Genomic DNA, 20,169 nt, shown 5'->3' with positions numbered 1-20,169 from the left:
CCCGTCAGTAATCCTTCTCGTAGACCACGCCGAACTTCGTTTCGGAATTGGCGCCGACGGATGCCGTGCCCTTGAGGTTCTTGGTGATGTCGACCTCGACCTTCGCCCGGCTCTGGTTGGCGCCGATTCCCTGCTCGACGCCGACATAGACGCGGTCGCTGACATAGCGGCCGGCCTGTACCGCCCCGCCCTTGCCATTCTCACCCTGGGTGAAGTCCAGGCGGTCGACGCCCAGGTTGCGGCGCACCGTGTCCAGGATGCCGCCGCCGCCGCCGCCGACGCCGGCAAGCGCCGCCGCGGACTGGGCAAGCTGCACCGCCTCCGCCGCGCTCAGGTCACCCACCGACTTGCCGAACAGCACGCCGGCCAGCACCTCGTCCTGCGGTAGTCCCTGGGGTGAGGTCAGCTCGATCTTCGGCTGGCGGGCGGTGCCGCTGACCACCACGTCGGCGGTGATGCCATTGGCGGTCGCCTCGGCCAGCAGGTCGAGCCGCGGGTCGATGGGCTGGGTGCCGTCGAAGTCGAAGATGCCGCGCTTGAACTCGAAATTCTTGGCCAGCAGGTTCAGGCTGCCTTTCAGGATGTTGAAGCGGCCGGTCACCTCCGGTGCCGCAGCCGTTCCCTTGACGCGCAAGTTGCCGGCAAGTTCGGCATCCAACCCACGGCCACGCACGAAGATCTGGTTCGGCGCGTTCACCGTCATGTCCAGCGCCAGCACGAAGGGCGTCGCGGCCGGCGGCGTCTCGGCCGGCTGGGGCACGCGGCGGGTGCCGCCGGCGGTGGACACCTGGGTCGTCCCGCGGGCGCGACGGCTCTTGCCGACCTCCGTCACCTTCAGATCGACGACATTTGCCGGCATACGGTCGGGCACCTGGATCTCGGCGCGGCGGATGTCCACTGGCCCGGCCAGCCGGGCGTTGGCGAAACCGCCGGTCAGGGTCAGGTTCGCCCCGATTTCCGCCGTTACCAGATCGATCTCCATCAGCCGGGCATTGTCGGCCTGGAGGGCGATGTCCAACTGCCGGTCGGCGGGAGCACCCGGACGGATGACGCCGCTGGCACTGATCGCGCCGCCGTTGCGTGTCCGGCCGCGGAAGCTCTGGATGGTGAAGACGTCGCCGTCGCCGACCAACCGCGCCTCGATGTTGGTGATCACCGCACCCGATGCCCGGTTCTCGTAGCGCCCGTTCGCCAGCACCACAGACCCGCCGAGCGCCGGCTTTCCCACCGTCCCGCCGGCGCGCACGTCGAGCCGCAGCGATCCACGCGCCCGGTCACCGGACGCGGCGAGCAGGTCGTTCGCCAGCGAGAGATCCACCGTGCCGTTCACCGCCGCCTCAAGCGCCCCGTTGGGCGGCACGCTGACGGCATAGCTGTCGGGATTCATCACCAGCGGAAGCGCAGCGCTGGCGGTCAGCGTACCGGCATTCTTCGGCATGGCGACCCGGCTGTTCAGCGACAGCCGGCGGTCGCGCCATTGCGCATCCAGCGTCGCGTCGATGCCCGGCAGTCCGGCCTGGGTCGTCTGCTGCGCTTTCAAGCCGCTGACCCGCAGGGTGGCGTCGGCGCGCGGGTTGCGCAGCGTGCCGCCCAGCGACGCCCGCGCGTTGGCCACGCCGTCCAGCGCCAGCGTCGGGCTGGCCAGCTTCGCCAGCGCCAGCGGCAGGCGGTCGATGGTCAACTCGCCGCTCAGCCGGTCGCCGTTCAGGCCGAGGTCGGCGGCCAGCCGGGCATTGCCCGACGACAGCCGCAACTCCTTCACCTCATACCGGCGGTCGGCCAGCAGGATGGTCGCCGGGGCGGTGGTCCGCAGATCCTCCCCGGCATAGCGCGCCTGCAGGCGGTCGAGCCGGATGCGCGTCACCTGCCCTTCCTGCGTCAGATTGCCGGCAAGGTCCAGCGCGACCGGCTGGGCGCCCGCTCCGGCGGCAGTGGCCTGGAAGCCGGCCTTCGCCAGCGACCCGTCGACCGAGGCCGTGACGCTGCGCAGCTCGGTGCCGGCGGCGTTGCCGTCGGTCATCTCCACCCGCGCCTTGCCGCTGGGGGTGCCGAGCGCATCGGCCACGTCGGCCTTGGCGGTCAGCCGGCGGGCGGTGAGCAGCGGCCCGCCTCCCCCCTCCCCTTGCCCCTCGACCCGCAGGTCGCTGGCGTCGGCGGTCAGGTTGGCCGCCTGCTTGCCGCCCTTGCCGTCGAGCGCCAGGGTGAAGCTCGCCCCGCCGCCCAGCGGCATCCCCGCCAACGCCGACAGGCCATTCAGGTTGGGCAGCTTGCCCTCCAGCCGCCCGGTGGCGAGCAGCGTGTCGAGCGCCACCTGTGCCTGTCCGGTGATGCGGTTGTTCCCGTTGGCGACGGTCAGCCCGTCAAGCCGCAGCGTCTGTTCCCGCAGGGCATAGCGCCCGTCCACCGACAGCGGCGTCTTGTCCAGGTTGGTCCGCGCCGAAACCGTGCCGTTTGGCGTCGCCGGCAGTCCGGCGGCGGTCGCCTTGACCTCCGTGGCGCCCAGCCGGCGGCCCTGCACCACGAGATCGCGGGCATTCAGCGTCGCTTGCGCCTCGATGGCGTCGAGCGGGCCGCGCGCGGTCGCCTCCAGCGTCGCCGCCCCCTCCATCGGTGTGCCCAGCGCGCCGCCCAGCGGCTCCAGCTTCGCCACCGTCAGGGTGGTGCGGGCGTCGACCTTGTTGTCGGCCAGCGCCGCGCTGCCGGTCAGCTTGCCGTTGCGGCCATCGATTGTCAGGTCGGTCAAGCGCATGGCGCCGTCCGGCTCCATCCTGGCGGCCAGCTTCAGCGTCGCCTTGTCGCCCAGCACCGCATCGGCAGGCGTGCCGGTGGACAGCCGGTCGAGGCTGCCGGTCAGGTCGGCGGTCAGTGTGCCGTCGGCACCGCGCTTCACCGGCCCCGCCAGCGCCACGGCACCGGCCAGCGGCCGGCCGGCGAGGCCCGACAGCGGCGCGAGGTCGTCGGCGTTCGCGCTCAGCATCAGGTCGACCGTCTGGCCCCAGCCGCCGACGGTGCCCTTCGCCTCGGCCCGAGCCGCGGCAGCGGTCAGCGCCAGCGTCTCCAAGCCGATCCGGCCGCTGCCGGTGTCGATCTGTGCCTTGGCGGCGAGAATGGTCTCCGGTCCGGTGAGGCGGGACAGCGCCGGATCGTCGGCAGCGAGGTCGCGCAAGGTGGCGTTCACCGCGACGTTCAGCGCGCTCAGCGCCCCTTCGGCGGAGCCTTCCACCACGCCCTCGCGCCAGGACAGCGGCACCAGCGGATGCAGGGTGGAGTCCGGCCCGGCCTGCAAGGTCCAGCGCAGGGTCAGGCTCTTGTAATCGGCGGCGACATCGCCGTTGACCGTCGCATTCGCCGCGGCAACGCTCAGCGCCAGCGGACGCAGGCTGATGGCCCCGGACGGCGCCCGCAGCACCGTCGCGTTCAGCGTCGGGTTGGGGCCGATCAGCGGCACCACAGTTTCGCCGGCCAGCCCGGCGATCAGCGGCGCGAAGTTGCCGCCGGCCGCCAGCGTCAGCGCATGCCCCTCCGGCCCCTTCTTGATGGAGGCGTCGGCATTCAGCGTCCCGGTGGGCGATGCCGCCTCGCCGGCCAAGGCGGTCAGCTTGCCGGTCCAGTCGTCCAGCATGCCGTCGCCCTTCAGCGTCAGAGCGACCGGCGGCAGGCCGGGTATCGACAGCGCGCGGGCCATGACGCCGCCTGCGGGTTCGGACGCATCGACCGACAGGTTCAGCGTGTTCTTGCCGGGATCGAAGACGGCGACGAGATCGGCCTTGCCCGGCTTGTCGTCGATGCGCGCCACCGACAGGTTGGCGTTCAGCGCACCGCCGCTGTGCTCCAGCGCCAGGGCGCCGGCAATGCGCAGCACTGCCGGTTCACCCAACAATGCCGGCGCCAGCTCCAGCCGCTCCACCACAAGCTTCTTCAGATCGATATCGACCGGCAGGCTGGGCAGCAGCGGGGCGTTGGGATCGGAGGGTGCAGCCGGCTGGGTGCTGACCGGCGCGCGGGTCACCACGACCGACGCCGCCTCCAGTGCGTCGATCCTGGCGCTGCGCATGAACAGGGCGGACGGGGACATCACCACATGCAGCCGGTCGATGGTCAGCCAGACGCCCTGGCTGTCCGCCAGCGTGACGGTCGCAATGGTGAAGTCGGTGGGAATGCTGCCTTCGATGGCGCCCAGCTTCAGGTGCATGTCCGGCGATTCAACGGCACCCTCGATCTTCTCGACCAGCCATTCCCGGGCGGTATCGCCGGAGAACAGCGAGAAGGCCCGAGCGGGCTGCGGGCCGGCCAGCAGGCCGGCAAGGATCGTCAGACCGACCAGGAATAAGCGAACCGCCGTCACACCATGCCCTTTCACCAGCACCATCTATGTCTCAACCGCAATAAACGGTCATCGTCCCAAAGGATTGGGACGAAATTGCGCCCTCAGAACGCCTGCCCCAGGCTGAGATACAGCTGCCAGCGTGAATCGCCGCTGGCGGGATTGAGCGGAACGCCGACATCGACGCGCAGCGGACCGAAGTCGGTGTAGTAGCGCAGCCCCAGCCCGGCACCGACGCGCAACGGCTCGCTGAAGTCGGGGTAGGCCTTGTCATAGACGGTGCCGGCATCGACGAAGGGCACCACGCCGATGTTCTCCGTCACCTTGATGCGCAGTTCTGCCCCGATCTCGAACAGCGACCGACCGCCGACCGGATCGTCGTAGCGGTCGCGTGGCCCCGCCTTCTGGAAGCCGTAGCCGCGCACCGACCCGCCACCGCCGGCATAGAAGCGGTGATCCGGCGGAATGTCGCTCAGCGACGTGCCGAGGATGCTGCCCAGCCCGATCCGGCCCGCGGCGACATAGCGCCCATCCTTGCCGAGGTCGTAATAGGTGGAGCCGTTCAGCAATATCGAGGTGAAGGGCGACTTGGTGTCGCCGCCCACCGGGAACCAGGGCGTCACCTGCAACGATGCCCGCTGGCCGGAGGTCGGGTTCAGCAGATTGTCGGTGCCGTTCCAGGCCGCCCCCAGCGGCACACCGATGAAGGAGGTCTGATAGGTGGTGTCCTCCGTCCGCACCCGGCCGCGCTCGCCGGTCACGCCGTAGCTGACGGTCAGCTGGTCGGTCAAAGGCCGCTCCAGCTTCACCGTCAGTTCGGACGCGACGCGGCTGTAGGCCGGCGGCTGGTCGTTCACCACGGCGAAATTGACCAGCAGCGACTGCTTCACCGCCAGGAAGTCGGGCTTGCGGAAATTGACGCTGAAGCGCAGGTCCGGCAGGTCGTTACCCTTGCTCGACGTACCGCCGCTTGAGCCGGCGACGCGCCCGACATCGACGCCGACGCGGAGCTGCTCCGCCCCGCCGAACAGGTTGCGGTGGCCCCAATAGGCGTTGGCGCCCACCCCGTCCTCGGTCGAATAGGTGACGCCGCCGCCGATGAAGCGGCGCTTGCGCTCGCCGACCGACACGATGACCGGCGTCACGCCGTCCGGCCCCGGCTCGTCCGCCATCCGCACGCGGACGGTGTCGAAGACCTGAAGGGCGGCGATGTCCTGGCGCGCCCGGTCGGTGGCGCCGGGGTCGTAGACCTGCCCCTCCTTCCAGGCGAGACGCCCGCGCACCAGATCCTCGTCGACCTTCTCCAGCCCTTCGATGCGGGTCGCGCCATAGCGGGTGAGCGGACCGGGATCGACACTGTAGGTGACGTCCATCGTCCGGTCGGAATGATCGACCACCACCTCGCGGTCGGGCACCTTGGCGAAGGCATAGCCGCGCTTGCTCAGCCGGCCGACCAGCTCCGATTCGGCGTCCAGCACCTTCTGCGCGATTGCCGGCGCACCGGCGACGAGGCCGAGATCGTCGGTCGCGAGCTCCTTGGGTAATGTCGAGCTGCCAGTGGAATTGGAAACACCGCGCACCGTCACCGTCTTGATGTGATAGAGCGGCCCCGGCGTCACCGCGACCGTCACCTTGACCGGCGGAGCCTGTCCGCCCGCCGGCAGGGTCCCGGCCGCCGCCGGATCGTCGATGCGGATGTCCAGCTTCGCGTCGTAATAGCCGGCGGAGCGCAGCGCCGTCTGCAAACGGTCGCGGTCGCTGTCGGCCCGCCGCTCCAGCCCGATCAGCGAGGGCGGATGGTCGTCCTTCAGCTCGACCAGGGTGGAGGCGTCGCGCAGCGTGCCGCGCAGCCCCTCATCCTCGACGCCGGTGATCTCCACCTCATAGGTGATGCCGGCCGGCCTCACCTCCTCGTCCAGCGGCGCGGCGTCCGACGGAGCCCCCTCCGATGGCGCCGCGGGCACGGCGCCGGGGATGCTGTCGGGCGGCGAATCCTGGGCATAGCCGGCGTCGGCCGGCCCCAGCATCAGCAGGGCGGCGACCATCGGCATGGCGATCGGAGCCTTGAGCGGAGCGGCTGCAATCCTGGTTGCAACGGCGGCGCGGCGGCGGGAAGCGGAAGCGAAGCGGATCATCGTCCCCAATGTAGGGCCCATTGACGCATGGCTCCATCCCGGAAATTCGCCCTAGACCAAAGGGCACGGCACTTGCGTTTTTGCCGGGGATCCATATATTGCGCCGCAACAGTTTCCCCGACAGCGCCCACCGATTTTGTTCGGCGGGCCTTTTTGTTGTTTGTGGCATGACGCTGCTGCGTGTCGGGGGTGCCCTTGCGAGACCGAAGGCTCCATGAATCTCCGTAACGTCGCTATCATCGCCCACGTCGACCACGGCAAGACCACGCTGGTCGATCAGCTCCTCAAGCAGGCCGGCTCGTTCCGCGAGAACCAGCAGGTCGCCGAGCGCGCCATGGACTCCAACGACCTGGAGCGCGAGCGCGGCATCACCATCCTGGCCAAGTGCACGTCCGTTCTGTGGAACGACCTGCGCATCAACATCGTCGACACCCCGGGCCACGCCGATTTCGGCGGCGAGGTGGAGCGCATCCTCTCCATGGTCGACGGCGTCGTCCTGCTCTGCGACGCGGCCGAAGGCCCGCTGCCGCAGACCAAGTTCGTGCTGGGCAAGGCCCTGAAGCTCGGCCTGCGTCCTATCGTCGTCATCAACAAGGTGGACCGTCCCGACGGCCGTCCGCACGAGGTGCATGACGAGGTGTTCGACCTGTTCGCCTCGCTCGACGCCTCGAACGAGCAGCTGGACTTCCCGACCCTGTTCGCCTCGGGCCGCAACGGCTGGGCGACCACGGATCTGGAGAACGGCGCCCGCGAGACGCTGACCCCGCTGTTCGAACTGATCCGCGACCATGTCCCGGCCCCGAAGGTCGAGGAAAACCTGCCCTTCAGCATGCTGGCGACCACGCTGGAAGCGAACCCGTATCTGGGCCGCATCCTGACCGGCCGCATCCTGACCGGTTCGGTCAAGGTCAACATGGCCGTCAAGTCGATGAGCCGCGACGGCAAGCTGGTCGAGAACGCCCGCATCAGCAAGGTGCTGGCCTTCCGCGGCCTGGAGCGCGTTCCGGTGGACGAGGCCCATGCCGGCGACATCGTCGCGCTGGCCGGCCTGACCAACACCACCGTGGCCGACACCATCTGCGCGCCCGAAGTGGCCGAGGCGATCCACGCCCAGCCGATCGACCCGCCGACCCTGGCGATGACCTTCTCGGTCAACGACAGCCCGCTGGCCGGCCGCGAGGGTGACAAGGTCACCAGCCGCATGATCCGCGACCGCCTGTTCCGCGAAGCCGAAGGCAACGTGGCGCTGCGCATCTCCGACACCGAGGGCGGCGACGCCTTCGAGGTCGCCGGCCGCGGCGAACTGCAGCTGGGCATCCTGATCGAGACGATGCGCCGCGAGGGCTACGAGCTGGCGATCAGCCGTCCGCGCGTGCTGTTCAAGACCGATCCGCTGAACGGCCAGCGCCTGGAGCCCATCGAGGAAGTCGTCGTCGACGTCGACGAGGAGTTCTCGGGCACCGTCGTGCAGAAGATGTCGGAGCGCAAGGCCGACCTGATCGAGATGCGCCCGTCCGGCGGCAACAAGACCCGTATCGTCTTCCATGCGCCGTCGCGCGGCCTGATCGGCTATCAGGGCGAGTTCCTGACCGACACCCGCGGCACCGGCATCATGAACCGCCTGTTCCACGGCTACGCCCCGTTCAAGGGCGCCATCGCGGCGCGGCGCACCGGCGTCCTGATCTCCAACAGCGACGGTACCGCGGTGGCTTACGCCCTGTGGAACCTGGAAGATCGCGGCCCGATGCTGATCGATCCGGGCGTGCCGGTCTATCAGGGCATGATCATCGGCGAGCACACCCGCGGCAACGACCTTGAGGTCAATGTCATCAAGGGCAAGCAGCTGACGAACATCCGCACCACCAGCAAGGACGAGGCTGTCCGCCTGACCCCGCCGATCCAGATGACCCTGGAAAAGGCACTGTCCTACATCTCCGACGATGAGCTGGTGGAAGTGACGCCGAAGTCGATCCGCCTGCGCAAGCGCTACCTCGATCCGAACGAGCGCAAGCGTCACTCGCGTGCCGCCGAAGCCAGCTGATAACGGTTCGCATATAGGGTAGAGTACCGGCGGCGCTTGCCCCCTGACAGGGAGCAGGCGCCGCCTTCTTTTTGCAGACTGCGAGGATGTTTCCGCATGGCGATGGCGACCGACGCGAGGTCCCCCGGCTCCCCGTCCTTCTCTCCCCGCCAGCTGTGGGCACGAATCGGGCCGACCGGGCTGTTCGCCCTGATCCTCGCACTGCTGATCGCCCTGCCGATCCTCGCCGTCTTCGTCCAGTCCGCCGGAATCTCCACCGATCTGTGGGGGCACATGGCGCGGACGGTGCTTCCCGGCTATATCCTCAACACGGTGATCCTGCTGGGCATCGTCGGCGTCGTCACGCTGGTGACCGGCGTCGCCTGCGCCTGGACCGTCACCATGCACGACTTCCGCGGTCGCGGGATCCTGCAATGGCTGCTGCTGCTGCCGCTCGCCATGCCGGCCTATGTGCTGGCCTACACCTACACCGACTTCCTGCAATTCGCCGGACCGCTGCAATCCTTCCTGCGCGCCACCTTCGGTTGGCGGCGCGGCGACTATTGGTTCCCGGACATCCACACAGCCTGGGGTGCCGGGCTGGTGCTGTCGTCGGTGCTGTACCCCTATGTCTATGTGCTGACCCGCGCCGCCTTCCTGGAACAGTCGGTCTGCGTGCTGGAGGCCAGCCGCACGCTGGGTTGCACCGCCTTCGGCGCCTTCCGCCGGGTGGCACTGCCGCTCGCCCGTCCGGCGCTGGTGGCCGGCGTCGGCTATGCGCTGATGGAAACGCTGGCCGACTTCGGGGCGGTCCGCTATTTCGGCATCGACACCTTCACCGTCGGCATCTACCGCACCTGGTTCGCGCTGGGCGATCCGGCCGCGGCGGCACAGCTCGCCGCCGTCCTTCTGCTGGTGGTGCTGGCGCTGGTCGGGCTGGAGCGGCTGTCGCGCGGAAAGATGCGCTTCCACCAGACCACCGGCCGCTACCGCGCCCTGCCCGCCCCACGCCTGTCGGCCCGCGGCACGATGGTGGCCTGGATCGTCTGCCTGACGCCGGTGCTGTTCGGCTTCCTGCTGCCCGGCGCCGTGCTGATCCGCATGATCCTGCGCGGCGGCACCGAGTTGACGCTCGCCCGCTTCACCGACCTGACGGTGAACACCTTCATCCTGGGCGCCAGCGGCGCGGTTCTGGTCGTCGCGGTGGCGCTGATGGTGATCCATGGAGTGCGCCATGACCGCAGCGGCTTCGCCACCGGCGCCGCACGGCTCGCCTCACTCGGCTATGCCACGCCGGGCACGGTGATCGCCGTCGGCATCCTCATCACCGTCGGTCTGACGCGCGACTGGACCGGCTGGCCGATGGGTGCTGTCCTCGGCACCACCATCGCCGGCATCCTCTACGGCTATTTGATCCGCTTCTTCGTCGTCGCCTATGGGCCGCTGGAGTCGGGCTTCGCCAAGATCGGTCCGAATCTGGAGGGGGCGGCACGCTCGCTCGGCCACACGCCGTTGCAGGTGCTGCGCCGGGTCCATCTGCCGCTGCTGCGCCCCAGCCTGCTGAGCGCCGCCATGCTGGTCTTCGTCGACATCACGAAGGAGCTGCCGGCGACGATGATCCTGCGCCCCTTCAATTTCGACACGCTGGCAATCGAGGCCTTCCGCATGGCTTCCACCGAGCGGCTGGACGATGCCGCCCTGCCCGCCCTGGTGATCGTTCTGGTCGGCCTCGCCCCGGTCATCTATCTCAGCCGCACCATCGCGGCGTCGCGGCCGGGGCACCGCGACTGACCGTCAGACTTCGGTGCGGCTTTCCACCCGCTCGTCATGCCGGGGCTCCGCCGCCGGCACGCCCGCCCGGCATGCCCGCTGCTTTTCGCGTTCCTTCCAACGGCGGAAGGACTGCTCGTTCCACCAGCCGCCCAGCCGCCCGCCGATATCGATGAGGCGCTGATAGAGCGGCCGGCGCCGGCTGGTCACGCGGGCCGGCTCCAGCGCCAGGCCGACGGAGGTGATGATGTTGTCCTCCATATCGCGCACGATCAACTCGACACCGCCCATGCGCACCCGGTCGCCCAATTCGCAGGAGCCGCCAAACTCGTTGCGCAGCAGGTCGCTCAGCGTCAGCCGGGCGTTCGACATCGACAGCGGCAGCCCATACATCTCGGCGATCTGCTCGACCGTCGCGTCGGGGCTCAGCACCAGATCGCCGTAGAACTCCCGGTCGTTCTGGTCGAGCGCCCGGCTGCCGCCATAGAGCCTGTCGATCAGGGGCAGCCGGTGCTGCGGCGTGAACAGATAGACATGGTCGCCGGGCTGCAACGGCTTCGCCTTGTGCAGCGGCACCACCGCGCCCGACCGGATGACCAGCGACGGCTTGGCCCAGCGCGGCATACGCTGCCCTCTGGCCGCCGGGCTCTTGGCATGGACGGTGTAGGCGACCAGTTCCTGGTCGGCATTGCCGGGAAGCTCCAGCTCCACGCGCTCCACCGGGCCGCGGCGCGGCGGCACGATCAGTTCCAGCGCCCGCGCCATCGTGCCGATGGTCGAGCCCTGCACCAGCAGCGACACCACCACGACGATGAAGGCGGTGTTGAAGATCAGCTGGCCGTTCTCCAGCCCGCCCAGCACCGGCACCAGCGCCAGCAGAAGCGACACCGCACCGCGCAAGCCCACCCAGGCGATGAAGCTGGTCTCCCGGACCGAGAAGCGGAAGGGCAGCAGGCACATCCACACCGCGGCGGGGCGGGCGACGACGATCAGGACAAAGGCCACACCCAGCGCCGGCAGGATCATCCCGGCGAATTCCCGCGGCGTGGCGAGCAGCCCCAGCATCACGAACATGACGATCTGGCTGAGCCAGGTCAGCCCGGCATGGAAACGCCGCAATTCCAGCGCCCCGCGCAGCTTGACGTTGCCGGCATAGAGCCCGGCGGCATAGACGGCGAGATAGCCGCTGCCGCCCATCACGTTGGTGACGGCGAAGATGAACAGGGCGAAGGTCAGCGTCACCACCGGGTTCAGCCCAGCTTCGAAATTCGCCTTGTTGATGAAGGTCACCAGCAGCCAGCCGCCGGCCAGCCCCATCACCCCGCCCAGCGAAAAGGCCAGCACCAGCTCGCCGACAATGGCGATGGGGGACGCCAGACCGTGGGTCGCCGCCTCCACCAGCAGGATGGTCACCATGATGGCGACCGGGTCGTTGCTGCCCGATTCGATTTCCAGAGTGGAGCGGACGCGGTCGCGGAGCGTGATGCCGCCGACGCGCAGCAGGAAGAAGACCGCCGCCGCGTCGGTGGAGCTGCACGCCGCCCCGACCAGCAGCGCCTCCCCCCAGGCCAGCCCCATCAGGTAATGGGCGGCGATCCCCACCACGCCGGTGGTGACCGCCACCCCGACCGTCGCCAGCGTCATCGCCGGCCAGGCTGCCGCCTTGTAGCTGGCGAGCTTGGTGTCGAACCCGCTTTCGAACAGGATCACCGCCAGCGCCATCGATCCGATCAGGAAGGCGGAGCCGGCATCGTTGAAGGAGATGTGGCCGATCCCGTCCTCGCCGGCCAGCAGGCCGATGCCGAGGAAGATCAGCAGCAGCGGCGCACCGACCCGCAAAGCAAGGTAGCTGGTCAGCACGCTGACGATCAGCAGGGTCGATCCGATGAGGATGATGTAGCTGACCGCCTCCATAAGCCCCGCACGCCGTTTTTATCGGGCCGCCATCCGGCGGAACTCCTTGATTTTGACGGCAACTCCACACATCCGCAAGGAGTAGGACCCGGAGGCGGTCATTCGGATAGGCTGTACGCTTACGATACCAGCTTCCAGCTTCCGTCAGCCTGACGGCAGGCGGTGCCGCGTGCCACTTCGGTCCTGCCGTCGATCACGACCGTATGGTTGTAGTCGCGGCAGGTCTGGCCGTCGGTGCCCTGATAGGTCCTCACCGGCTGGATGGTGCCGCTGTTGCCGGACTGCGGGTTGTTCCAGGTGATGGTCTGGTTGTTGGCGACAGCGCGCTCCTCCGCGTCCGACGCGCGGTTCTGGTCGGCGGGGCTGAAGTGCCGGGCCAGCTGCTGTCCGGCATAGGCGCCGACCAGCGTGCCGATGGCCGTCGTCGCCAGCTTGCCCGCGCCGCCGCCGAAGCGCGAGCCGAGCAGGCCGCCGGCGACGGCGCCGCCCAGCGTGCCGACCGTCTCCGACGTGTTCATCCCGCCGATGCCGCCGCCGCTGCCGTTGCCGGTCTGGCAGGCGCCAAGCGACAGAGCCGCGACCGCGGCGATGGCCGTGACGCGCAACCTGTTGGTCATGGTCCGCATGGTGGTTCCCCCATATCAACGTTTCACGGTTAAAGTCCGGTCAACGCTTATGGAGAGAAGAAGTTCCCCCAAAGAAGCAGGACCAAAAGATCAGGGGCCGATGGAAGCAAAATGCGTTTTCGCGTGTTTAGAGACCGAACAGTCAACACGTGGAGGGTAGTATGATGTCCCGTTTGCGTCTGATCGGTGCGGTGTTCGCGCTCCTTTCCGTCACCGCCTGCTCGACTGGCGGCGTGGTCGGCGGTGCGGCCGGTGCGGCAGGCGGTTACGCGGTGGACGGTACCCGCGGCGCCGTGATCGGCGGCCTGGGCGGCGCGGCGCTGGGCACCGCCATCGATCACTAAGATCGGGTTTGCTACAGCCTCAGTCCCGCACCGGTGCGCGCGTCGATTCGCGCGGACCGGTGGCGAAGACGGCGAGCGCGTCATGCAGTTCCGGCAGGACGCGCTCCACCGCCGCCTCGCCCTCGCGGATGCAATCGTCGGCCCGGTCGAACTCGGTGAGCCCGATGTGACCCAGCCGCGGCACGATGTGCACGTCCGGCGGATCGCCGGCCAGCCGTGAGCGGGTGATACGGTCGGTGACGATGCTGAGCGACGAGACCATCACGCCGAACAGGCTCGGCCCTTCATAGTCGCGGCGGAAGATCCGACGCGTCAAGGCGCCGATGCCGCTCGGCGCGCGATGGCCCGGCGTCTCGTCCTCGACCAGCCGCAACAGGTCGAAGCCCGCGGCGGTCGGCACGCTCGACCCGGGCTTGCGCGCCTTGCCCAGGATATCGCCGGCCAGATTGACGGCGATCACCATCTGCGCGCCCAGCGCCCGGCAGGCCGACACCGGCACCGGGTTGACCAGCGCGCCGTCAATCATCCAGCGCCCGTCGATGGACACCGGCGGGAATACCCCCGGCAGCGAGAAGGACGCCCGCATGGCGTCGACCAGTTCGCCGCGTTGCAGCCACACCTCGTGACCGGTCACCAGATCGGTGGTGACGGCGGCATAGGGGCATGGCAGTTCCTCGATCCGCACGTCGCCCAGATGCAGACGCAGTTCAGCCAGCAGCCGGTCGCCGCTGATGAGCCCGCCGCCCTGGCGCAGCCGCAGATCCAGATAGCCGACGATCTTCATCCGGGTCAGCGTGCGCACCCACTCTTCCAGCGTGTCGAGCTTTCCCGCGAGATGGACGCCGCCCACGAGCGCCCCGACCGAGGAGCCGCAGACGATGTCGGCCTCGATGCCATAGCGCTTCAGCGCCCGCAGCACCCCGATATGCGCCCAGCCGCGCGCCACGCCGCCGCCCAGCGCAAGACCGATGCGCGGACGCCGCGCGCTCCCGCCACCAGTGTTACCGCCAGTGTTAACGCCATTGATGCCGCCATTCAGGCTGGTTCCGTTCGGCATTGGCCTTCCCCCCGTCCCCGGCGGCACCGATGTTCGCCGCCCCGATCGTCAGCATCCTCGTACGGAATCGGTAAAGGAAGCCTGTAACCGGCACCGGCACCGCCGCGTCGACCGGTGGACAAAGCCGAAGCCCATAGGCTAAGCCATCCCCATCGGACAAGATGATCGGATGCGACCGTGACGAACAAGAGCGGCAAGCCCCTGCGCCTGGATGCGGCGACCGAACGGCTGGCGGCCCGGATGTGGCGCGAATGGGTGCGTCCCTATCGCGGCAAGCTGCTGCTGTCCTTCGTGCTGATGGCGGTGGTGGCGGCGACCACCGGCGCCTATCCGCTGCTGATCGACCGGTCCTATGCCATGTTCTCCGCCCAGGACCGCGGCATGCTGCTGGCGATCCCGCTCGCCATCGTGGCGGTGACGATCATCAAGGGCGTGTCGCTCTATTCCCAGACGGTGGTGACCAGCGACATCGTCCAGCGCATCATCGCCGATGTCCGGCTGGCGATGTTCACGCACCTGCAAACCGCCGACATGGCGCAGTTGCACGCCACGCCCACCGGGTCGCTGACCTCGCGCTTCATCAACGACGTCGATCTGATCCGCAACGCGCTGACCCGGACGCTGACCGGGCTGGTGCGCGACATCCTGACGGTGATCGCGCTGGTCGGGTCGATGTTCTATCTCGACTGGCTGCTGTCGCTGATCGTCTTCATCATCTATCCCATCGCCGCCGTTCCCATCGTGCGGATCGGCAAGCGTCTGCGCCGCGTCTCCCGCGACACCCAGGCGCAGATGGGCGACATGACCTCGCTGCTGACCGAAAGCCTGTCGGGCGCGCGCATGGTCAAGACCTACAACCTCGAAGACTATGAGCGCGCCCGCGCCGGCCGCGCCTTCCACGAGAACTACCTGCTGACGATGAAGGCGGTGCGCGCCCGCTCGCGCATCGACCCGATGATGGAGGTGCTGGGCGGCGTCGCGGTTGCCGGCGTGATCGCCTTCGCCGGCTATCGCATGACGATGGGCGAAGGGTCGGTCGGCGCCTTCTCCGGCTTCGTCGGCGCGCTGCTGATGGCGGCCCAGCCGGTGCGCGCCATCGGCACGCTGAACGCCGCCTTGCAGGAAGGGCTTGCCGCCGCCCAGCGCATCTTCGAACTGCTGGACCAGCAGCCGACCATCGTCGAGCAGCCGGGCGCCAAGCCGCTCGCCGTCTCCACGGGTGCCGTCGCGCTGCGCGGCGTCCGCTTCTCCTACGAGGCCGGGGCCGACACGCTGAAGGGCATCGACCTCGATGTGCCGGCCGGCAGCACGGTGGCGCTGGTCGGGCGCAGCGGCGCCGGCAAATCGACGGTCTTCAACCTGATCCCCCGCCTCTACGACGTGACGGGGGGCGAGGTGCTGATCGACGGCCAGGATGTCCGCGGCGCCACCCTGCGCAGCCTGCGCGGTGCCGTGTCCATCGTCAGCCAGGACACCGTGCTGTTCAACGACACCGTGCGGGCGAACATCTGCTTCGGCCGGCTCGACGCCGGGATGGACGACGTGATCGCCGCCGCCAAGGCGGCCGCTGCGCACGACTTCGTGTCGAAGCTGCCGGAGGGCTACGACACGGTGATCGGCGACCGCGGCGTGAAGCTGTCGGGCGGCGAGCGCCAGCGTCTGGCGCTGGCCCGCGCCTTCCTGAAGGACGCGCCGATCCTGCTGCTGGACGAGGCGACCAGCGCGCTGGACAGCGAATCGGAACGTCTGGTGCAGGCTGCCCTGGAGCGGTTGACGGCGGGTCGCACCACGCTGGTGATCGCCCATCGTCTGGCGACGGTGCGCAATGCCGACCGGATCGTGGTGATGGAAGGCGGGCGCATCATCGAACAGGGCCCGCATGAGGCGCTTCTGGCGGCCGACGGGGCCTATGCCCGGCTGTGCCGGCTGCAATTCGGCGAGGACGAGGTGCGGGCGGGGGCCTGAGGCCTCCCGCCACCCCCGCTCACTCTGCCGGGAACACCATCGCGCGTTCGGCCGCCATCGCGGCGGACAGCTCTTCGCCGGCACGCACGTCCACATGGCCGGGCAGGCGTGCATGGATCTCCGAGCCGGCCAAATCCAGGCACACCCGCGTCGCCGGCCCGAGGAAGCTGGAATGGCGCACCCGCACCGGAACGGCATCGGGCCGGGTGCCCGGCGGAAGCAGCTCCAGATCCTCGACCCGGCAGGCGACCTCGACCTTCGTTCCGCCCGGCAGGCCGGGGGCCATGATCCGGCCGAGCGGCGTGACGATCTGCCCGTCGCGCACCGTCGCTTCGAAACGGTTCACCTCGCCGAACAGGCGGGCGACGAAGCTGTTGGCCGGGCGCTGATAGAGCGTCACCGGCGTGTCGGCCTGGACGATCCGCCCGGCCTCCATCACCACCACGCGGTTGCCCATCTCCATCGCCTCTTCCGGGTCGTGGGTGACGACGACGGTGGCGATGCCGCTGGCGCGGATGATCCGCACCACCTCCTCCCGCACCGAACGGCGAAGCTGCTCGTCCAGTGCGGAGAACGGCTCGTCCAGCAGCAGGACCTTGGGATCGCGCGCCATGGCGCGGGCCAGCGCCACCCGCTGCTGCTGGCCGCCCGACAAAGTGTGCGGATAGGCATCGGCATAGCGGGTCAGCGCCATGGTCTCCAGCAACTCGTCCACCCGGCGCCGGCGTTCGGCGCGCGGACGGTCGGTCTGGCCGAAGCCGATGTTGCCCGCCACCGTCAGGTGCGGGAACAGCGCGAAGTCCTGGAACATCATGCCGACCGGCCGTTTTTCTGGCGGCAACGACCGGCCCGCGGTGGCGAGCACCTGCCCGTCCACCGCGATCTCGCCCTTCTGAACCGCCTCAAGCCCGCTGATCAGGCGCAGCAAGGTCGACTTGCCGCAACCGGACGGGCCGACGATGCACACCACCTCGCGCGGGGCGACCGACAGCGAGACGCCGTCGACCGCGGTCACGCCGCTGTCGGCACGACCGTAGAGGTGGGTGATGCCGGAGAGGACGACCGACGGGGAAAGGGCGGACGGAGAAAGGGCTTCTGTCATCTTACTTCCAGCCGGCACGGTCCATGATGCGCAGCGCCTGCGGCGTGTGGGCGGCGAAGGAGGCCGCATTCACCTCGGCCGCCTTGAAGTTGCCCAGCTTCAGCAGTTCCGGATGCGGCTGGACCGCCGGGTTGACCGGATATTCCATGTTGCCGTCGGCGAACTGGCGCTGCGCCTCCGGGCTCAGCAGATATTCCAGCAGCTTGCGGGCGTTATCCTGGTTCTTGGAGGTCTTCACCACGCCGGCGCCGCTGAGGTTCACATGGGTGCCGCGGTTGCCCTGGTTGGGGAAGATCACGCCGATCTTGGACGCGATCTCCCGGTCCTCCTGCTTGGCCGAGGTGATCATCTTGCCGACATAATAGGTGTTGGCGATGGCCAGATCGCCCTCACCCACCGCGACCGCCTTGATTTGGTCGGTGTCGCCGCCCTGCGGCGGGCGGGCGAGGTTGGCGACGAGACCTTTGACCCACTCCTCCGTCTTCTCCTCGCCCAGCGCTTCGATCATCGAGGCGGTCAGGGCCAGGCTGTAGGGATGGGTGCCGCTGCGGGTCAGCACGCGGTGCTTCCACTCCGGCTTGGCGAGATCCTCGTAATCCTTGATCTGCTCCGGCTTCACCCGGTCACGGGCATAGACGACGATGCGGGCGCGGCTGGACAGGCCCCACCAGGCGCCGTTCGGGTCGCGCAGGTTGGCCGGGACCTTGATCGCATCGAGCTGCGGCGAGGTGACGGAGGCGAGCAGCCCTTCCTTGGCGGCAGCGGCCAGACGCCCGGCATCGACGGTGATGAACAGATCGGCCGGGCTACTGGCACCTTCCGACTTCATGCGCTGGATCAGCTCATCATGGTTGCCTTCAATAATGTTGACCTTGATCCCGGTCGACTTGGTGAAGGTTTCATAGATCGCGCGGTCGGTATTGTAATGTCGGGAATTGTAGACATTGACTTCCTGCGCTTGCACGGAAAAGGCGGTCAAGGCACCGACGGCAAAAGCGACCCCAGCGATCTTATCGATGAACATCCATCACTCCCGGACTGCGAATGGCTCTCAATTTCATGAGAATGGATATCAGTTGCAGGCTTCGCTGTCGAGACGGGATTTATCCTGGGAAAGGCAATCGCACGGCGCGATGCGCCCCCCCCCGTCACAGAGGGCCGCTCTCAAATCGGTCGCCGCGATGATCGATGGTAAGGCCCCGGACGATCCTGGTGATCGCAATCAAGGGGTGGGATCGGGGGGATTGAGTCCGTAGAGGCCAAATTTCAGGAGCGGGCCGGCGGACAATCGCCCTTGGGAATCCGGTACCGGGCGGATAACAGCGCCTGCTCAATCAGCGGGCGACGCTTCCCATCGACACCATGTAAAGCCGCCCGACAGGCGGATGCAGGTCATCGCAAAACTTTGTGTGGAGCGTGATCGTTTCAGATCGCGCTCCACACCATTACCGGTGCTCGTCGCAGCCCTCTTCCCATCGGGGAGAGGGGACATCGGAATCAATCGTCCGCGTACGGATTCTTGCCCTTGCGCAGAAGCAGGCGCACCGGCACGCCGGGCATGTCGAAGCTCTCGCGCAGATGCGTCGTCAGGTAACGCTGGTAGCTTTCCGGCAGATCCAGCGGCTTGTTGACGAAGAGCGCGAAGGTCGGCGGACGGGTCTTCACCTGGGTGACGTAGCGGATCTTCACCCGGCGGCCTTCCACCAGGGGCGGCGGATGGTGGTCCAGAACGCCTTCGATCCAACGGTTCAGCTGAGCGGTTGGAATGCGGCGGTTCCAGACCGTATAGGTCTCCAGCACGCCGTCCAGCAGCGTGTCGAGCTTGTGGCCCTTCAGCGCCGAGATGGTGACGACCTTCACCCCCTTGATGTAGCCGAGCGCGGCCTCAAGCTTGTCCTCGACCTGACGCAGCGCCATGGCGCGGTCCTCGACCGCATCCCACTTGTTGACGGCGATCACCAGAGCTCGGCCTTCGGAGATCACCAGCCGGGCGATGGTCAGATCCTGCTTGTCGAGGATGGCGGCGGCGTCGACCACCAGCACCACGACATTCGCCATCCGGATGACGCGCAGGCTGTCGGCGACCGCCAGCTTTTCGACCTTCTCGTCGACGCGGGCGCGGCGGCGCATGCCGGCTGTGTCGACCAGCTTGAAGCGGCGGTCGCGCCACTCCCAGTCGACGGCGATTGCGTCGCGGGTCATGCCGGCCTCGGGTCCGGTCAGCACGCGCTCCTCGCCCAGCAGGCTGTTCAGCAGCGTCGATTTGCCGACGTTCGGACGGCCGACGATGGCGATCTGGATCGGCTTGGTGCGATCCTCTTCCGGCTCGGGCTGGTCGCCGATGGGGATGGAGGGGTCGAATCCGTCGTCGGCGTCCTCGGCCTCATTGGACTCTTCGGGCGGAGCGTAAGGCAGCAGGGCCTCGACCAGATCGGCCATGCCCTCACCATGCTCGGCGGACAGCGGGATCGGATCGCCCAAACCCAGCTCGTAGGATTCGAACATGCCGGGCTGGCTGGCCTTGCCCTCGGTCTTGTTGGCGACCAGCAGCACCGGGGTCTTGCTCCGGCGCAGCAGCTTGGCGAAATGGCGGTCCAGCGGGGTAATGCCGGCACGGGCGTCGATGATGAACAGGGCGACGTCGGCACGGGTAAGCGCCTGCTCGGTCTGGCGGCGCATGCGCGCCTCCAGGCTGTCGTCGGTCACATCCTCCAGACCGGCGGTATCGACCACCGTGAAGGACAGGCCGCCGACATGGGCCGGGGCCGAGCGCCAGTCACGGGTGACGCCCGGCGTATCGTCCACCAGGGCCAGCTTCTTGCCGGCCAGACGGTTGAAGAGGGTCGATTTGCCGACATTCGGCCGACCGACGAGGACCACGGTGAACGACATGGGGCCAAAGGCCTTTCACA

The 20,169-nt window shown here is 68.4% G+C and carries 12 protein-coding genes; 4 read left to right on the top strand and 8 right to left on the bottom strand.

Going from position 1 to position 20,169, the window contains the following annotated elements:
• Positions 1-4 precede the first annotated feature (4 nt).
• Together CRT60_RS27465 and CRT60_RS27460 are read right to left on the bottom strand one after the other, a co-directional pair.
• Entirely contained in the window at positions 5-4,369 is a 4,365-nt protein-coding gene (locus CRT60_RS27465) for a translocation/assembly module TamB domain-containing protein (RefSeq protein WP_098739666.1), read from the bottom strand.
• A gap of 59 nt (positions 4,370-4,428) precedes the next feature.
• Complete coding sequence (locus tag CRT60_RS27460) at positions 4,429-6,480, bottom strand: autotransporter assembly complex protein TamA (protein WP_244592787.1); 2,052 nt, start codon at positions 6,478-6,480, stop codon at positions 4,429-4,431.
• Between the two features lie 193 nt (positions 6,481-6,673).
• Between CRT60_RS27460 and typA the strand changes: the two genes are divergently transcribed.
• Together typA and CRT60_RS27450 are read left to right on the top strand one after the other, a co-directional pair.
• Positions 6,674-8,500: a translational GTPase TypA gene (gene typA / locus CRT60_RS27455; protein ID WP_098739664.1), complete on the top strand. Its 1,827-nt coding sequence runs from the start codon at positions 6,674-6,676 to the stop codon at positions 8,498-8,500.
• Positions 8,501-8,596: 96 nt separating this feature from the next.
• Positions 8,597-10,270 carry an ABC transporter permease gene (locus CRT60_RS27450; protein WP_098739663.1) on the top strand — a complete coding sequence of 558 codons (1,674 nt, stop codon included), beginning with the start codon at positions 8,597-8,599 and terminating at the stop codon, positions 10,268-10,270.
• Positions 10,271-10,273: 3 nt separating this feature from the next.
• On the opposite strand, the gene CRT60_RS27445 is transcribed toward CRT60_RS27450, so the two are convergent.
• Together CRT60_RS27445 and CRT60_RS27440 are read right to left on the bottom strand one after the other, a co-directional pair.
• The gene (locus CRT60_RS27445; RefSeq protein ID WP_098739662.1) at positions 10,274-12,163 is read right to left on the bottom strand and encodes a potassium/proton antiporter; all 1,890 of its coding nucleotides are present in this window, start codon (positions 12,161-12,163) and stop codon (positions 10,274-10,276) included.
• Between the two features lie 119 nt (positions 12,164-12,282).
• On the bottom strand, positions 12,283-12,789 hold the full coding sequence (locus CRT60_RS27440; protein WP_098739661.1) for an RT0821/Lpp0805 family surface protein: 507 nt from the start codon (positions 12,787-12,789) through the stop codon (positions 12,283-12,285).
• 161 nt (positions 12,790-12,950) lie between these two features.
• On the opposite strand from CRT60_RS27440, the gene CRT60_RS27435 reads away from it, so the two are divergent.
• Positions 12,951-13,133, top strand: a complete 183-nt coding sequence (locus CRT60_RS27435) for a hypothetical protein (RefSeq protein WP_085089555.1) — start codon at positions 12,951-12,953, stop codon at positions 13,131-13,133.
• A gap of 19 nt (positions 13,134-13,152) precedes the next feature.
• Here the strand turns inward: CRT60_RS27435 and CRT60_RS27430 are convergent, their stop codons facing one another.
• Positions 13,153-14,190: a patatin-like phospholipase family protein gene (locus CRT60_RS27430; protein WP_098739660.1), complete on the bottom strand. Its 1,038-nt coding sequence runs from the start codon at positions 14,188-14,190 to the stop codon at positions 13,153-13,155.
• Positions 14,191-14,367: 177 nt separating this feature from the next.
• Between CRT60_RS27430 and CRT60_RS27425 the strand changes: the two genes are divergently transcribed.
• On the top strand, positions 14,368-16,155 hold the full coding sequence (locus tag CRT60_RS27425; RefSeq protein ID WP_098739659.1) for an ABC transporter ATP-binding protein: 1,788 nt from the start codon (positions 14,368-14,370) through the stop codon (positions 16,153-16,155).
• 19 nt (positions 16,156-16,174) lie between these two features.
• Here CRT60_RS27425 and CRT60_RS27420 read toward each other — a convergent pair whose 3' ends face one another.
• The 3 genes from CRT60_RS27420 to der form a co-directional block, all read right to left on the bottom strand.
• Complete coding sequence (locus CRT60_RS27420) at positions 16,175-17,257, bottom strand: ABC transporter ATP-binding protein (RefSeq protein ID WP_098739658.1); 1,083 nt, start codon at positions 17,255-17,257, stop codon at positions 16,175-16,177.
• Between the two features lies 1 nt (position 17,258).
• Positions 17,259-18,281 (bottom strand): Fe(3+) ABC transporter substrate-binding protein, encoded by a 1,023-nt coding sequence (locus CRT60_RS27415; protein WP_098739657.1) that lies wholly within the window; start codon positions 18,279-18,281, stop codon positions 17,259-17,261.
• Positions 18,282-18,754: 473 nt separating this feature from the next.
• A complete protein-coding gene (gene der / locus CRT60_RS27410) occupies positions 18,755-20,149 on the bottom strand; it encodes a ribosome biogenesis GTPase Der (protein WP_098739656.1) in 1,395 nt (464 codons plus the stop codon).
• Positions 20,150-20,169 lie beyond the last annotated feature (20 nt).

Source organism: Azospirillum palustre (assembly GCF_002573965.1).
Classification (GTDB): Bacteria; Pseudomonadota; Alphaproteobacteria; order Azospirillales; family Azospirillaceae; genus Azospirillum; species Azospirillum palustre.
The sequence above is the reverse complement of the archived record's forward strand: the minus strand, read 5'-3'. Positions and strand labels throughout refer to the sequence as shown.

Excerpts from the sequence above, each read along its gene's own strand:
- CRT60_RS27465 (WP_098739666.1), bottom strand. The coding sequence starts at position 4,369 with ATGGTGCTGGTGAAAGGGCATGGTGTGACGGCGGTTCGCTTATTCCTG.
- typA (WP_098739664.1), top strand. The coding sequence starts at position 6,674 with ATGAATCTCCGTAACGTCGCTATCATCGCCCACGTCGACCACGGCAAG.
- CRT60_RS27440 (WP_098739661.1), bottom strand. The coding sequence starts at position 12,789 with ATGCGGACCATGACCAACAGGTTGCGCGTCACGGCCATCGCCGCGGTC.
- CRT60_RS27415 (WP_098739657.1), bottom strand. The coding sequence starts at position 18,281 with ATGTTCATCGATAAGATCGCTGGGGTCGCTTTTGCCGTCGGTGCCTTG.
- der (WP_098739656.1), bottom strand. The coding sequence starts at position 20,149 with ATGTCGTTCACCGTGGTCCTCGTCGGTCGGCCGAATGTCGGCAAATCG.
- CRT60_RS27450 (WP_098739663.1), top strand. The coding sequence starts at position 8,597 with ATGGCGATGGCGACCGACGCGAGGTCCCCCGGCTCCCCGTCCTTCTCT.
- CRT60_RS27445 (WP_098739662.1), bottom strand. The coding sequence starts at position 12,163 with ATGGAGGCGGTCAGCTACATCATCCTCATCGGATCGACCCTGCTGATC.
- CRT60_RS27435 (WP_085089555.1), top strand. The coding sequence starts at position 12,951 with ATGATGTCCCGTTTGCGTCTGATCGGTGCGGTGTTCGCGCTCCTTTCC.
- CRT60_RS27430 (WP_098739660.1), bottom strand. The coding sequence starts at position 14,190 with ATGCCGAACGGAACCAGCCTGAATGGCGGCATCAATGGCGTTAACACT.
- CRT60_RS27460 (WP_244592787.1), bottom strand. The coding sequence starts at position 6,480 with ATGGGCCCTACATTGGGGACGATGATCCGCTTCGCTTCCGCTTCCCGC.
- CRT60_RS27420 (WP_098739658.1), bottom strand. The coding sequence starts at position 17,257 with ATGACAGAAGCCCTTTCTCCGTCCGCCCTTTCCCCGTCGGTCGTCCTC.